Origin of the sequence: Rhodococcus sp. Q1, from assembly GCF_004153645.1 — a bacterium.
Classification (GTDB): domain Bacteria; phylum Actinomycetota; class Actinomycetes; order Mycobacteriales; family Mycobacteriaceae; genus Rhodococcus; species Rhodococcus gordoniae.
On record NZ_SDMJ01000001.1, the window covers coordinates 956,488 to 970,676 of the forward strand.

Consider the following 14,189-nt stretch of genomic DNA (forward strand, 5'->3'; position numbering starts at 1 on the left):
CGGATCAGGCCTCTCGGCGGCGGAATCCGTCGACGGCCAGCGACACGATGGCGCGGGCGAGATCGGCCAGGGTGCGGTTCGGTCCCGGCCGGTACCAGCGGGAGGCATGCCAGACCGCGTCGTAGAGAAGTTCCCGGAACGTCTCGGGGTCGATGTCGGTGCGGAAGAGGCCGTCTTCGGTGCCTTCCCGGATGGTGTCGCGCCAGGCGACCTGCATGGCGTCCGCGGAGGCGACCATGTCGGCTTCGACGACGCGTTCGCGCATGTATTCGCCTTCGCGCCGCCAGATGGATGTCGCCCCGTGGTAGTCCTCGGAGGTCTCCAGCGCTATCCGGGTGAGCGCTTCGAGCCGCTCGACGGGCGGCAGGTTGCGCCTGAGTACCTCGCGGCATCGTTCGTTGAGGTCGGTGATGTACTCGCGGATGAGCTCGGTGACGATCGCTTCCTTGGACGGGAAGTAGTGGTAGAGCGCTCCGGAGTAGACGCCGACCGCATCGGCGATCTCGCGGATGGTCGTAGCGGTGACGCCCTTGCGAGCGAAGATCTCCGCGGATCTGTCGAGTATCTGTCTCCTGCGCTCCTGCGGATCCACCGTCGTCCTCTCGTAAAGCCTGGTCGAGGCCTGTTCCGGGCAACATTGTGCCATATCCATTGATCAATCGATCAATGGAGTCCCGTCCCGATCTCTTCAGGAGTATGCATGGCCGTATCCCGTATGGACCCGATCGTTCCCACGCTGCCCCTCGCGGGTGGCACCGCCCTCGTGACCGGAGCCGGTCAGGGCATCGGGCGGGGTATCGCCCTTGCGCTCGCCGCTGCCGGTGCCTCGGTGGCCGCGGTGGGCCGCACCGCGGAGACCATCGGTGCCACCGCGATCGAGATCGAAGCCCGAGGCGGTCGCGCGGTGCCGTACGTGTGCGACGTGACCGACCCGGTAGCAGTGGATGCGACCGTAGCGGACGTGGTGGCGGAGTTCGACGGACTCACGATCCTGGTCAACAACGCGCAATCACCGGCTCCGGGAACGTTGCTCGAACTCGACGAAGCCGTGTACCGCGACGGTATGGAGTCCGGCCCGGCCGCCACCTGGCGGATGATGCGGGCGTGTCACCCGCATCTGCGTGGCGGTGGCTCGATCGTCAATCTCGGATCGGCGGCAGGTATCCGGTGGAACCCCTCGGGGACGGGCGGATATGCGGCAGCGAAAGAGGCGATCCGAGTGTTCACCCGCACTGCCGCCTGTGAGTGGGCGGCCGACGGCATTCGGGTCAATTCCATTCTTCCGCTGGCCGATTCGATCGCCATGCAGGAGTGGGCCGAACGCGAACCGGAGGAGGCCGCGGCGTACGCTGCTTCGATTCCGCTCGGGCGCCTCGGCGACCCCGAAACCGACATCGGTCCTGCCGTGGTCTTCCTGTGCAGCGAGGCGGCCCGGTACATCACCGGCCATTCGCTGCCGGTGGACGGTGGTCAGGCGCTGGTGCGCTGAGACGCCGGTCCGCTCGCGTGCTGCGATTCGTTCGGGGACAACGCGCGCCACACCGCCCGTGCGGCGAGCCGGATCGGGGTGGCCAGGCCGACGGTGTCCACCGTGTTCACGGGGCCGGTCACGGACAACGCTGCCACGTAGGTCCGGCCGTTGCCGATGGGTGCCGCCACGCACGCGGCCCCCGGCGTGGATTCCTCCCGCTCGTGGGCGATGTGCCGCTCGCGGATACGCGCGATCTCGTTGCGGGGCAACAGGTTTTCGACGGGTGGTACACCTCCTGGCGCCGGTCGGGCGACGTCGAATCGGGTATGGGCAAGGAGCGCTTTGCCGAGCGCGGTGCGATGGGCCGGCTGCCGACCGCCGATGCGCGAGGGTAGCGCGAGCGGTCCGCGGCCGACCTTGTCGACGTAGCGCACGTCGCCGCCGTCGAGTACCGCGAGGTGGACGACGAGACCGGTCGCCGAATGCAGTTCGTGCAGGACGGGATTGGCCGCACGATGCAGGCGGTCGTGCTTCCGTGCCAGCGCGCCCCACTCGAGGGGCGTGCGCCCGAGGGCGTAGGCCTTGCCGCGCTTGCTCACCCAGCCGTATTCGGCGAGCTGGGAGAGCAAGCGGTGAGCGGACGAACGCGGCAGGCCCGTGCGTGTCGACAACTCGGACAGTGTGAGGTGGTCGCCGGTGTGGAACTCGTCCAGGAGCCCGGCTATGCGGGCGATGACGGCATCGGGAAAATCGTCGGTGCGTGTCACGAAATCCTCCTTCAACAGGGCGGACAGTGCCGGCTCACTCATTGATCAACCGATCAATCAATCGATGGGTGCGACTGTAACAGGAGGAGGGCTTACGTGGCCAGTGTCACTTCGAGACGATCGGTCGCGCGGCGGAGCCTGCGGGCCGCGTCCTCGGGGATCGCCTCGGTGGGGCCGGCCAGCGACAGTGCGGCGATCTCCCCGTCTCCGGCCGCGAACGTCGCCACCATGTGGCGGAAGCAGGTGCCGCCGTGCACAATCCCGTCGGCGAGTGAGCATCCGCTCCCGGCCTGGGGGTGCGTTCCGTCGCGGCGGGCCAGCAGCGCCAACCCCGCGACGGTTTCCTCGGCGGGTCGCCGTTGGCCGGCCCACGAACTGTCCGCCACCCGGATTCCGCTCACCTTCTCCAGGTAGACGACCTGATCGCCGTCGAGAACCGTCAGGTGGACGACCAGTCCGGTCTCGCGGTGCAGGTCGTACATGGCAGGCAGTGCGGCGCTGTGGATGCGATCGTGGGCCTGCGCGAGAGCACCGAGTTCGACGATCTTCGGGCCCAGACGGTAGGTGGTGCCGGTGCGTCGCATCCATCCGACCCGCACGAGCTGGAGAAGCATGCGATGTGCCGACGAGCGGGGAAAGCCCGTGCGTCGGCACAGTTCGGTGAGGGTCAGTCCGTCGGCGTCGCGGAACGGTTCGAGCAGCAGGCCGACGCGGGCCATGACGGACGAGGGGTTGTCGAGAACTTCGGACATGGTCTTCTCCGAGGCGTGATTCGGCGTTGATTGATCGATCGATCAATGAATGCCTACGACTGTAGCGGTGCACGGCGCTCCAGGGAAGAACGAATTCCAGGAAGAAACGAAAAATGCACCGCGACCAGCGTCGCGGTGCATTTCTCGAACGGGGTGGAACGGTCCGATGTCAGGCGGTCGGCGGCAGGAACGCCTTCAGCGGCTCGGAACCCGACTGATCGTGGCCCCAGTACGCATCCGCGGTGATCTCCTCGGACGTGTAGAAGCGCTCGTCGACGAGCATGCCCTCGGTGCCGAACTCGAGATCCCAACCGCCGGGTGCCCGGACGTAGAACGAGACCATCTTGTCGTTGGTGTGCCGGCCGAGCGTCGACGAAATCGAGAAGTCCAGCCGGTTCACGCGATCGAGCGCCTGGCCGACCGCGTCGAGGGTGTCGACCTCGGTCATCAGGTGCACCATGCCGGGCTCCTCGTTCGGCGGAGCCGGGCACAGAGCGAGACTGTGGTGACGCTCGTTGATGCCGAGGAAACGCACCCGCACGAGACCGTCCTCGTCGAGACGGATCGATCCGCGCGGCAGGAAACCCAGCACCTGCGTGTAGAACTCGTACGTCTCGGCGAAGTTCGCCGTGGGCAGCACCACGTGGCCGAGGCCCAGGCCGCCGGTCACCCAGCGCCCGCCGAACGGCGTCACGATCGGGCTGTGGTCGAGCACCGGACCGAAGAACACCTCGAGCCGGGTTCCGGCCGGATCCTCGAACGCGATCGCGGCCTCGGCGTCGATGTACGTCGCTTCCTTGTGCGAGAGCACCTCGACGGCGCGACCCGACTTCTCGACGGCCTCCCGCACCCGCTGGAGCGCGAACTCGTCACGCACCTCCCAGCCCACGGCCAGCGCCTTGTCGGACTCGCCGGGCAGCACCTGGATGCGCGAGCGGCGCTCGTCGACGCGGGCATAGAAGCCGTCCGGTTCCGGGCCCGAACCCTCGGCCATACCGAGTCCGTCGAGGAGCAGTGCGCGCCAACGGGGTACATCCTGGGTCTGGACGCGAAGGTATCCCAGACCTCTCAGTTCAGTCATGTCGTGTCCTCGAAAGTGAAGGGGGATCAGATCATTGCGCGGTAGGGACCCTGCGGGTCGCCACCGAGCTGCGTGAGGGCCGCGGAGTGGTAGATCATTCCGGGCACGTGGATGGCGTGGGTCAGGCCGACATGCGCGTCGCGCCAGAAACGCTGCATCGGCGTCTTCAGGTGCACCGCCGCACCGCCGGCGCGCGCGAAGATCTCGTCCATCGCCCGCACGGCGCGCCACGCGGCCGAGATCTGGGTGCGACGCCCGATGGCGCGCTCCTCGAAGCTGATCTCCTCACCGCGGTCGGTCTTGTCCCAGAACCGGTCGACGGTCTCGAGCAACGCGAGCCGCGACGCGGAGATCTCGGAGGCGGCCTCGCTGATCGCGAACAGGACGTAGGGGTCCTCCTTGATCGGGACGCCGGTGACCTGCACGCGCTCCTTCTGCGCGGCGACGTAGCAGGCCAGCGCACCCTCGGTCATGCCGATCAGCGACGAGGTGATGCCCAGCGGGAAGATGTACGAGAACGGGAACTTGTACAGCGTCTCGTCGCGACCCGCATGCCGCCAGCCGTTGCCGCTCAGGACGATGTCGGCGTCGAGCGTGCGGTATTCGGGGAGGAAGGCGTCCTTGACGATCAGGTCCTTCGAGCCCGTGCCGCGTAGGCCGATGACGTTCCAGCTGTCCGCGTCGATGTCGTAGTCGGAGCGGGGGAGCAGCACGTGCAGGACCTTGTCGGTGCGGTTGCCGTCCTTGTCGCCCACGGCAGCACCGATCATGACCCAGCCGCAGTGGTCGGTGCCCGACGAGAACGACCAGCGGCCGTTGAGGATGTACCCGCCGTCGACGGGCACCGCGACCCCCATGGGGGCGTACGGCGACGCCATCCACATGTCGTTGTCCTCGCCCCAGACCTCTTCCTGGGCCTTGGGGTCGAAGAAGGTGAGCTCCCACGGGTGTACGCCGACGATGCCCGACACCCAGCCGGTCGCACCGTCGAGTGCGCCGACGGCCATGACGGTCTCGGCGAATTCGCGAGGATGAACTTCCATGCCGCCGAACTGCTTCGGCTGCAACATGCGGACGATGCCGGAATCGCGCAGGTGCTTCGCGGAGATGTCCGACAGTCGCATCTGCTCGTCGCCGACGACGCCTTCGGCGCGGATCTCCTCCGCGTGCTGCATGATCCTGTCCAATACCTGACCCATGACGGTGACTCTTCCTGGGAATCGGCTGCTGACGAGCCGGGACTGCGTGGGAGGGGTGCCCCGCGGAACGGAGCGATCTGCGCTGTGCAGGTGTGACATTCCGAACGGTCCCAGCCGCACTATGAGCGCGCACCGGTTTTTCCGTTGAGCGGGACGTTCCGGGCGGTCTCGATGGGAGACCCGGTAGACAGGCGCGAGACGGCAGCGTGCTGCCGTCGCAGCTGACCGTCGCTCCGGAAGGATCCTCATGACCGACACTGCAGACCTGGTGGCTTCGCTCGTCGAGCGCGTGCAGCTCCTCGAGGACAAGGCCGCCATCCACGAGGTACTCACCGCCTACGGCCCGGCCGTGGACGCCGGCGACGCCGACGCCGTGGGGGAGTTGTGGGCGGAGGATGCGGTCTACGACGTCGACGTCCGGGTGATGGAGGGTCGCGACGCCATCACCGAGATGGTCCGCACCCGGCCTCATCAGGACTACATCAACGAAGGATGCGGTCACCTGCTCGACCCGGTCCACATCCGCGTCGACGGCGACACCGCCGTCGCGACCTGCCATTCGCTGTTGTTGCGACGTAACGTCGATGCCGATTCGTTCCGCGTGTGGCGGGTGACGGCCAACCGCTTCGAGCTCGCGCGCATCGACGGACGCTGGAAGATCAAGCTTCGCATCGCCCGCGTGCTCAATGGCAGTGCCGAGGCGCGCGAGCTTCTCGCGAGGGCTTCCCGGTGATCGAACTGTCTGCTGCCGAACAACTTCTGGCAATTCACGAGATCCAGCAGCTCTTCTCGGCTCGCCTGCGGGTGATGGACACCAAGCAATGGGATCTGTACCCGACCCTGCACACCGAGGACGTGGTGAGCGAAACGTGGGGTGGACTGCCCAGCGACAAGCAGCCCCGCACCGGTGAGGAAGCCGGTCGCGTGGTGGGTCGCGAGGCACTGACCCGTGCCATCAGCAACCTCCTCGACGGTCCGGTGTCGGTCACCTCGGCCCATCACGGCCACTGCCCGGAGATCGTCCTCGAATCCGACACCACCGCCCGCGGTATCTGGGCGATGGAGGATCAGCTGTGGTGGGACAACGACGGCGTCGAGGAATCGCTGCACGGGTGGGGCCACTACCACGAGGAATACCGCAAGGTCGACGGCGTCTGGCTGATCTCCTACCGCAAGCTCACCCGCCTGCGCGAGGTGCACACCCCCGGTTTCTTCAGCTTCCTGAAGCGACTCTGAACGACGCCGGACGGACGCGATCTCGGGGACCGCTCCTGGGCTGATGCCCGGTTCGACATCGTGCTCGCCTCCGCGGGCATCCGACCCCCCATACTGACGCGCTGAAACGGGGTTCGCCCCTGCAACACGCCGGGCGAGCCCCGCTTCACCGCGCGAAGTTGTTGCGCAACAGCCGAACCCCACCGGTGCCGGAGACGGCCTCGGTGGGGTTCGAGTCGACGTGTTCTCAGTAGAGGTTCTCGAGCTTGTCGAGATCGACACCCTTGGTCTCGCGACTGGTGGCCACGGCGATCACCGTGATCGACATGGTGATCACCAGGTAGACGATGACTGCGGTGGCACTGAAGCGGTCGACCAGCCACACCGCGATGAACGGGGCAGGAGCCCCGGCGATGATCGACGAGCCCTGGAACACCAGCGACGAACCGGCGAAGCGGTACTTGGTGGGGAACAACTCGGTGATCCATGCGGCTTCGGGGCCGGCGAGCATGCCGTGCAGCAGTGCGCCCACGCAGACACCGACACCGAGTGCGGTCATGTTCTCGGTGTGCACCAGGGAGAAGAAGATCGGTGCCCAGATGATGAGCGAGACGGCCGGGACGAGCATGGCGATCTTGCGTCCCACCCGGTCGGACCACCATCCGCCACCGATCATTCCGAGGAACTGGCAGACCGACGCGAAGGCGACGGTGGTGACGATCGCGCCGCGGGTGTAGTCGAAATAGGTCGTGGCGTATGCGATGACGAAGATCGTGTAGACGTAGAACGCGATGTTCTCGCCCAGACGCATGCCGAGGCCGTGGAGCAGAGGACGGGGCTTACGCAGGGCTTCGATGATGCTGGACGACTCCTTGGGCGCCGCCTGTTCCCCAGCCGATTCGGCCTTCGCCTGCGCGGCCTGATAGACCGGCGATTCTTCGACACCCCGACGGATCAGGAACCCGATGACGAGAAGAGGGACGGCGAGGAGGAAGGCCACGCGCCAACCCCATTCGTCGAATGCGTCTCCGGGGAAGACGATCGCGAGGATGCCGACCGTGACCGTGGCCAGGACGGTGCCGGCCGGAGCCCCGGACTGGGGCCATGCCGCCCAGAAGCCGCGACGCTTGGGTTCGCCGTATTCGCTGACGAGGATCACCGCAGCGCCGAACTCACCACCGAGAGCGAAGCCCTGGATCATGCGCAGGACCACGAGGGCGACGGTGGCCCAGATACCGATCTGGCCGTAGGTCGGCAGCAAGCCGATCGCAGCGGTGGCACCGCCGAGCATGAGGAACGTCGCCACCAGGATGGGTTTGCGCCCGAACTTGTCACCGAGATGACCGAAGACGATGCCGCCGAGGGGCCGGGCGACGAACCCGAGTCCTTGTGTGGCGAGTGCCATCAGCAAGGACGCTACGGCGTTGCCGCTGGGGAAGAACAGAGGGCCGAGGACGGTCGCGGCAAGGATGCCGTAGATCGCGAAGTCGTACCACTCGAGGACGGCGCCGGCCATGCTGCCGGCCAGAACCCGCTTGAAGGGGGTTCTGGTGGTCGGTGTGCCGGAATCCGGTGGAACCGACGGCGTACCCGACTGCTCGATGGTGGTCATGTCGTGCCTTTCGGATCAGTTTCGGGGGCTGCTGTGTGTCACAGCTGGAGGGTCAGCTTGTCGCCGCATGCGCGGGAGCAGCAGGTCATCATGGTTTTCCCGGCTGCGCGCTCGGCCTTGGTGAGGACCAGGTCGCGATGGTCGACCTCGCCGTCGAGGACAGGTACCTCGCACGCACCGCAGATGCCTTCCTCGCAATCGCTCTGCGCGTCGATGTTGGCGGCTCGAAGTGCCTGGAGCACTGTCTGATCGGCGGCGACCGGGACGGTGATGCCGGAATCCTTCAGCACTACGTCGAAGCCGTGTTCCTTGGACGGGTCGAGTTCTTCGAGCGTGGAGGAGAAGTGCTCGACGTGCAGGGTGTCGTCGGGCCAATGGGCGGTGGCCTCGCTCAGTGCGGAGAGCAGACGTTCGGGACCGCACGAGTACACCTGTGTGCCGTCTTCCGGGTCGGCGAAGAGCGAAGGAAGATCCATTCGGACGCCTTCGTCGCCGGGATAGACCCGGACACTCTCGCCGTGGTCGCGGGCGAGCCGGTCGAGGAACGCCATCGAGGTACGCGAGCGTCCGGCGTAGTGGATCTCGTAGTCGCCGCCGGCGGCCTTGACCTGGTCGGCCATCGCGATCACCGGGGTGATGCCGATGCCGCCGGCGACGAAGACGTACCGCTTCGCGTCGGGGTCGAGTTTGAAGTGGTTGCGGGGACCGCGTACACGCAGCGTGGCGCCGACGGCAAGTTCCGTGTGGATCCAGCGCGACCCGCCCCGACTCTCCCGATCGTGGAGGACGGCCACCTGGAAAGTGGTGCGGTCGTGCGGATCACCGCACAGTGAGTACTGCCGCGATACTGCACCGCAGTCGACGTCGATGTGCGATCCCGCCGACCACTTCGGGAGCGGCCGCCCGGAGGTGTCGCGCAGGGTGATCAGCAGGATGTCGTCGGCGATGCTCTCCAGCCCGGACACCGCCATCGTGCGTGCGATCGTGTTCTTCGACGGTTCGCCGATCTTCACCGGCTGTCGCCGGGACAGCAGTTCCGGATCGGCTCGTTCGGGGTTGCGCGCCGGATCCCAACGAACCCACACGTGATCGGGTCCGCGGAAGGAGGTGTTGGGCAGGTAGGTGAATTCCTGATCGGGTACCAGTTCCATGTGGGGCAGGCGCCGGGTCAGCTCTTCGAGGAAGATCTGAATCTCCATGCGTGCGAGGTTCTTTCCCATGCACTGATGGCTGCCGTAACCGAAGGTGAGATGGTCGCTGGCGTTGTCGCGCCGGATGTCGAAGTCATCGGCCTGATCGAAGTGACGTTCGTCGTGATTGGCGGACGAGTTGACGATCAGCAACTTCGCCCCGGCCGGAACCTCGACCCCGTTGATCGTGGTGTCGGCAGTGACGAGGCGGCGCCACGCGGCGACCGATCCGGAGTGACGCAGGCATTCCTCGACTGCGTTGGGGATCAGGCTCGGGTCGGCGCAGATCTCCTCCCATACGTCGCGGTGCTCGAGCAGTAGCCGTAAGGCATTCGCGGAGGCGTTGGCCGTCGTCTCGTGCGCGGCGACGATGCCGGCCATCATCATCGAGTGCAGGTAGGAGTCGGTGACGACATCCGGTTGTTCCTGCTGAACGCGGATGCCGAAAGGCATCCAGCCGTGCCCGTCGGGATCCTTGCGCATCTTGTCGAGGACGGTGCCGGCGAACTGCCAGAACTTGCCGACCGCGTCGGCGACGGCGACCTGTTGCTCGGGAGCAGGTCGTCCCCACGTGTTGACGGTGTGCGCGATCGAGTACTCGCGCAGGGTGTCCATGTCTTCCTCGGGCACGCCGAGGAAGTGCAGGGCGACGGTGAGCGGGACCTCCCACAGCATCTCGTCGACGAGGTCGACGTGGCCGGTATCGATGAAACGATCGACGTATTCGCGGGTCAAGCGGCGCACCATCGGTTCGTGGTGGGCGAGCGCGGCGGGGGTGAAGGGTTCCATCAGCGCGCGGCGTCGCGGCATGTGCGCCGGTTCGTCCTCGTTGACGAGGGTGCGGTTCATGGCATAGCCGTATCGGGCCAGAACAGCGTTCGCTTCGTCGGAGGTCGGGGTGATCTTCTCGAGGGCGATGGAGGGGGAGAACAGTTCGTTGTCGCGGAAGACGGCTTTGACGTCTTCGTAGCGCGTGACGACCCAGTAACCGAGTTCGGGACTGTAGAAGACCGGCTCTTCGTCTCGGGACCATCGCAGAGATGCGGCCGGATCCACCTGGTACGGCCCGGTGAAGGGATCGAACGCTGCGGCGCGCGGGGAGACAGGGCAGCCGGTCGGGGAGGTGAAGGCGGTGTGGTCGATGGGGCAACGGCTCTCGGGGCCGGTTCGAGGGGTTTCGAGGACGGTGCCGGTCGACTGACTCGTCATGATGCTCTCCAAGCTACGAACTGCTGATTTACTAATAACGAACACATGTGTTCGTTGAACGCACATGGAGACAGTAACCGTGGTCACATCCGACGTCAACGTCGGGTCCGATCTCCGTGTCGAGAGCACAAAAAAAGGACGCCTCAGCGGGCGTCCTCGGTCGAGCGGTACCGGTCAGGTGTCGAGCAGGCTGTTGATCCGTGCTGCGGTCGCCACAACCGCCGACGCTGCAACATCGGTGTCGAGTCCTTCGATCGCGACGACCCCGACGCTCGATTCGAAACCCACGCCCTCGTGGTCGAGCGGGGAGCGCACGCTGGCTGCCACGCCGACGGCTCCGTGTTCGAGTTCGCCTGCCGTGATGCTGAAACCGTCCTCGCGGGCCCGGCGGATCGCCTCGGTGTCGGTATCCGATGGGGGGCGGCCGGCGAGGATCGCAATACCCGCAGCGCCCCGCGACACAGGATGTCGCGTACCTATTCGGTAGCCCACGCGCAGGATCCCCGTATCGGGCTCTGCTACTGCGATCACCACGCACTCGTCGCCCTCGAGCGTCGACAGGAATGCGGTGGCCGACGTCTGTCGAGCCAGGTCGCGCAGTAGCGGCTGCGTCACCTCGCGCAATCGGGGGCGGAATCGCGAACCGAGTAGTGCTGCTCCTGCGGCCAGCCTGATCCGGCCGTCCTGCATGCGCGCGACGAGCGAATGGGCCTCCAGTGTCGCCACGATCCGGTAGCCGATGGCACGAGCCACCTCCAGCTCGGCTGCGAGTTCGGCGATCGAGATTCCCCCCGGGCGTTGGGACACGATGTCCAGCGCGCGTAGACCGCGATCCAGGGTCTGGAGGGTGCTCAACGGTTCTCCTCGGGCTCTCACTAGGGGATACCGAAGCCTATCCCGACCGTATCTCCGGGTATCGGCGTGAGTGGGCGGGCGTCGACATGCTGCGTCTCCGGTTGGTGAGTGCACACCGATGCGCGCCGCATGATGTTTTCACCGACTACGGGCAGGCGCTCGATGTTTCGGAAACTCGCAGTAACAGTATTCGCCGACCGTACTCCGTCTCGACGAGATCGGCGTGGATGAAGAAGGAATCGGCCGGCTCGTGAATCCGGGCGCAAACCTTACGCAAAAGTGATTATCGTCACTTCGGGTTTTCCGGCCGTTCGGACTACGCCCGGGCAGGCGCACCCGAAGTCCAAGGGATTCAACCGAACACACGACACGACAGGCTTTCGCGTGTCCGACATCGGGTCTGGATTTACCCGCTGATCTGCGACAAGACTTCAATTCACACGTAACGCTCAGCTATTTCTCAGTGATAGCTCGGGTAACGCTCGCACGAGTCCTGTTCCAGAGCCGGGCCGGGACTCGCTCGGGGAAAGTTCTGTCTCGGGGAGGAGACACATATGGGGAGGACTGCGGGATGACGACGGTCGACGATCGAGGGCTCGACCCGTCCGACGCTCCGCGGGGTGCACGGAACCGTGCCCCCGCGGATGCGTCGCCCGGCACCGGCGTGAATCGGTGGAAGTGGCAGAACGCCTACGTCAAGCGACTCCACGTCACGGACGCGCTCGTCGTGGTGCTGTCCGTATTGCTCGCGCAGTGGGTGCGGTTCGGATCCGAGGAGCTCTTGCGCGCCGGGGAGGGCGCAGAATTCGAGTACTCGTTGACATCCGCGACCATCATCGTCGCCTGGCTGGGCGCGTTGAGCGTCTTCCGTACGCGGTCGCGTCGCGTCATCGGTGCCGGCTACGACGAGTATCAGCGGGTCGTCTCCGCGACCATCGGCATGTTCGGTGCGATCGCGATCATCGCGCTCATCTCCAACGAGCAGATCGCGCGCGGGTTCCTCGCCATCGCCCTGCCGGTGGGTCTCGTCGGTTTGCTGCTCTCGCGGTGGTTGTGGCGGAAGGTGATCGCGCGCAAGCGGGCTCGGGGTGAGTTCCAGACGTCGGTGCTGGTGGTCGGTGGTGCGCGGGCGGTGCGGCATATGACGCGCACCTTCTCCCGTAAGGACGGGGAGGGTTACCGCGTGGTCGGGGTGTGTGTGCCGCGTTATTCGGGGGCGCCGGGTGAGGTGATCGATGTCGACGGCCGGGAGATCACCGTCTACGGCGACGAGCATTCGGTGGTCGACGCATTGAAGTTGTCGGGGGCGGACACGGTGGTGGTCACCGCGACGGAGACTCTGGGCAGCGAGGGTCTGCACGATCTGGTCTGGCAGCTCGAACCGCTCGAGACGGATCTGGTGGTCGCGACGGGCGTGGTCGATGTGGCGGGTCCGCGGATCGAGATGCGTCCGGTGGCCGGTCTGCCGCTGATCCATGTGGAGAAGCCGAGTTATCACGGGGCGAAGCGGTCGGGGAAGCGGATTTTCGATCTCGCGTTCGCGAGTGCGGCGTTGGTGGTGTTGGCGCCGGTGTTCGCGGTGGTTGCGTTGTTGATCAAGCTCGAGGATCGGGGTCCGGTCTTCTACCGGGCCGAGCGGATCGGTCTCGACGGCACGCCGTTCGGGATGGTGAAGTTCCGGTCGATGGTCACCGATGCGGACAGGTTGGTCGACACCTTGTTGGCGCAGAACGAGGGTGCGGGTCCGTTGTTCAAGATGAAGGACGATCCGCGGGTTACTCGTGTGGGGAAGGTGATGCGGCGGTTCAGTATCGACGAGTTGCCGCAGTTCCTCAATGTTCTTTGTGGGGAGATGAGTGTGGTGGGTCCGCGTCCGCCGTTGCGGCGTGAGGTGGAGGCCTACGACGGTCGGGTCCAGCGGCGGCTACTTGTGCGTCCGGGGGTGACGGGGTTGTGGCAGGTGTCGGGTCGGTCGGATCTGTCGTGGGACGAGTCGGTGCGGCTGGATCTGTCGTATGTGGAGAACTGGTCGATGGTCTCGGATGTGTTGATCATCGGTAAGACCGTCAAGGCGGTGCTCGCCAGCGACGGCGCCTACTGAGAAATGCCCTACAAGAACGGCCTCGGAGTCCGACTCCGGGGCCGTTCTCGCATGAGCATCCGACCGAAGCGGCGTCGCTCAGTCGGAAGTGCGCTTCGTCGAGCGCCGGGGACGCGACCCGTTCTCGAGAGGTTCGAACAGGACGGCGGTGTTGAGGGTGGCGAGTTCGCGGCTCGCGGCTTCGTACAAGCCGGTGAGTACCTGCATCGATCGCGACGCGTGCCGCAACTTCGTCGTGATGTCGCTCAGTTCCTCGAGGTTGGACACCAGGGTTTCGCGACGCAGCTGGGCATAACGGTCGGTGACGGCCCGACCCTTCTCGGTGACGGTGAAGACCGAGGAGGTGCCGGCCTTCCGTCGTTCGAGTAGGCCGAGACTGACGAGCTTGCGGAGGTTGTACTGCAGGTTCGGCAGATCCTCCCGGTTGGTCAGCTGGGCGATCGTCGCGGTGTCCTTGGACCGCTCCTGCATTCGTACGACGTGCAGCGCCACGATCTCGTTGAATGCCAGGTCGAGATCTGTGGCGGCTCGGATCGCCTGGATGGCGAAGCGCTGGAAGCCGCCCTCGGCTTGGAGGATCGCGAACTCGAAGGACGTCAGCGCGTCCTCGTAGGCGTTCTCGGCGAGATGCCAGCGTCTGCCGGTGGGCAGGGGTGCGGTATCGCTGGTCGGCTCGGAGTCTGCGCTGGTCATCACTGTCTTCCGCGATCGGCCCGGGCTTGCGCCCCGCGGCGGTG

13 protein-coding genes are annotated in these 14,189 nt (G+C 66.0%); 4 read left to right on the plus strand and 9 right to left on the minus strand.

Annotated features, from left to right (window positions below):
* Positions 1-4 precede the first annotated feature (4 nt).
* Positions 5-592: a TetR/AcrR family transcriptional regulator gene (locus tag EQ874_RS04515; RefSeq protein WP_064063565.1), complete on the minus strand. Its 588-nt coding sequence runs from the start codon at positions 590-592 to the stop codon at positions 5-7.
* A gap of 108 nt (positions 593-700) precedes the next feature.
* On the opposite strand from EQ874_RS04515, the gene EQ874_RS04520 reads away from it, so the two are divergent.
* Positions 701-1,489, plus strand: coding sequence for an SDR family oxidoreductase (locus tag EQ874_RS04520; RefSeq protein WP_129975808.1), 789 nt, complete (start codon positions 701-703; stop codon positions 1,487-1,489).
* Here the strand turns inward: EQ874_RS04520 and EQ874_RS04525 are convergent.
* The 4 genes from EQ874_RS04525 to EQ874_RS04540 form a co-directional block, all read right to left on the minus strand.
* Positions 1,471-2,238 carry an IclR family transcriptional regulator gene (locus tag EQ874_RS04525; protein WP_129975810.1) on the minus strand — a complete coding sequence of 256 codons (768 nt, stop codon included), beginning with the start codon at positions 2,236-2,238 and terminating at the stop codon, positions 1,471-1,473. The genes EQ874_RS04520 and EQ874_RS04525 overlap by 19 nt on opposite strands.
* A gap of 92 nt (positions 2,239-2,330) precedes the next feature.
* A complete protein-coding gene (locus EQ874_RS04530; RefSeq protein WP_129975812.1) occupies positions 2,331-2,990 on the minus strand; it encodes a helix-turn-helix domain-containing protein in 660 nt (219 codons plus the stop codon).
* A gap of 169 nt (positions 2,991-3,159) precedes the next feature.
* Positions 3,160-4,071: a biphenyl-2,3-diol 1,2-dioxygenase gene (bphC, locus tag EQ874_RS04535; RefSeq protein ID WP_064063569.1), complete on the minus strand. Its 912-nt coding sequence runs from the start codon at positions 4,069-4,071 to the stop codon at positions 3,160-3,162.
* Between the two features lie 26 nt (positions 4,072-4,097).
* Positions 4,098-5,270 carry an acyl-CoA dehydrogenase family protein gene (locus EQ874_RS04540; RefSeq protein WP_064063570.1) on the minus strand — a complete coding sequence of 391 codons (1,173 nt, stop codon included), beginning with the start codon at positions 5,268-5,270 and terminating at the stop codon, positions 4,098-4,100.
* 247 nt (positions 5,271-5,517) lie between these two features.
* Here EQ874_RS04540 and EQ874_RS04545 point away from each other — a divergent pair, with 247 nt between their 5' ends.
* Both EQ874_RS04545 and EQ874_RS04550 read left to right on the plus strand, forming a co-directional pair.
* Positions 5,518-6,003 (plus strand): nuclear transport factor 2 family protein, encoded by a 486-nt coding sequence (locus tag EQ874_RS04545; RefSeq protein WP_064063571.1) that lies wholly within the window; start codon positions 5,518-5,520, stop codon positions 6,001-6,003.
* On the plus strand, positions 6,000-6,506 hold the full coding sequence (locus EQ874_RS04550) for a nuclear transport factor 2 family protein (RefSeq protein WP_129975814.1): 507 nt from the start codon (positions 6,000-6,002) through the stop codon (positions 6,504-6,506). The genes EQ874_RS04545 and EQ874_RS04550 overlap by 4 nt, the downstream gene beginning before the upstream one ends.
* A gap of 226 nt (positions 6,507-6,732) precedes the next feature.
* On the opposite strand, the gene EQ874_RS04555 is transcribed toward EQ874_RS04550, so the two are convergent.
* The 3 genes from EQ874_RS04555 to EQ874_RS04565 form a co-directional block, all read right to left on the minus strand.
* Positions 6,733-8,097: an MFS transporter gene (locus EQ874_RS04555; protein ID WP_207213474.1), complete on the minus strand. Its 1,365-nt coding sequence runs from the start codon at positions 8,095-8,097 to the stop codon at positions 6,733-6,735.
* A 38-nt stretch (positions 8,098-8,135) separates the two neighbouring features.
* Positions 8,136-10,496, minus strand: a complete 2,361-nt coding sequence (locus tag EQ874_RS04560; RefSeq protein WP_129975816.1) for a cytochrome P450/oxidoreductase — start codon at positions 10,494-10,496, stop codon at positions 8,136-8,138.
* Positions 10,497-10,670: 174 nt separating this feature from the next.
* A complete protein-coding gene (locus EQ874_RS04565; RefSeq protein WP_016933687.1) occupies positions 10,671-11,351 on the minus strand; it encodes a helix-turn-helix domain-containing protein in 681 nt (226 codons plus the stop codon).
* A 571-nt stretch (positions 11,352-11,922) separates the two neighbouring features.
* Here EQ874_RS04565 and EQ874_RS04570 point away from each other — a divergent pair.
* Positions 11,923-13,452 (plus strand): sugar transferase, encoded by a 1,530-nt coding sequence (locus EQ874_RS04570; RefSeq protein WP_129975818.1) that lies wholly within the window; start codon positions 11,923-11,925, stop codon positions 13,450-13,452.
* A gap of 78 nt (positions 13,453-13,530) precedes the next feature.
* Here EQ874_RS04570 and EQ874_RS04575 read toward each other — a convergent pair whose 3' ends face one another.
* On the minus strand, positions 13,531-14,145 hold the full coding sequence (locus tag EQ874_RS04575) for a winged helix DNA-binding protein (protein WP_064065193.1): 615 nt from the start codon (positions 14,143-14,145) through the stop codon (positions 13,531-13,533).
* Positions 14,146-14,189: the final 44 nt, after the last annotated feature.

Excerpts from the sequence above, each read along its gene's own strand:
- EQ874_RS04545 (WP_064063571.1), top strand. The coding sequence starts at position 5,518 with ATGACCGACACTGCAGACCTGGTGGCTTCGCTCGTCGAGCGCGTGCAG.
- EQ874_RS04560 (WP_129975816.1), bottom strand. The coding sequence starts at position 10,496 with ATGACGAGTCAGTCGACCGGCACCGTCCTCGAAACCCCTCGAACCGGC.
- EQ874_RS04570 (WP_129975818.1), top strand. The coding sequence starts at position 11,923 with ATGACGACGGTCGACGATCGAGGGCTCGACCCGTCCGACGCTCCGCGG.
- bphC (WP_064063569.1), bottom strand. The coding sequence starts at position 4,071 with ATGACTGAACTGAGAGGTCTGGGATACCTTCGCGTCCAGACCCAGGAT.
- EQ874_RS04555 (WP_207213474.1), bottom strand. The coding sequence starts at position 8,097 with ATGACCACCATCGAGCAGTCGGGTACGCCGTCGGTTCCACCGGATTCC.
- EQ874_RS04530 (WP_129975812.1), bottom strand. The coding sequence starts at position 2,990 with ATGTCCGAAGTTCTCGACAACCCCTCGTCCGTCATGGCCCGCGTCGGC.
- EQ874_RS04540 (WP_064063570.1), bottom strand. The coding sequence starts at position 5,270 with ATGGGTCAGGTATTGGACAGGATCATGCAGCACGCGGAGGAGATCCGC.
- EQ874_RS04520 (WP_129975808.1), top strand. The coding sequence starts at position 701 with ATGGCCGTATCCCGTATGGACCCGATCGTTCCCACGCTGCCCCTCGCG.
- EQ874_RS04575 (WP_064065193.1), bottom strand. The coding sequence starts at position 14,145 with ATGACCAGCGCAGACTCCGAGCCGACCAGCGATACCGCACCCCTGCCC.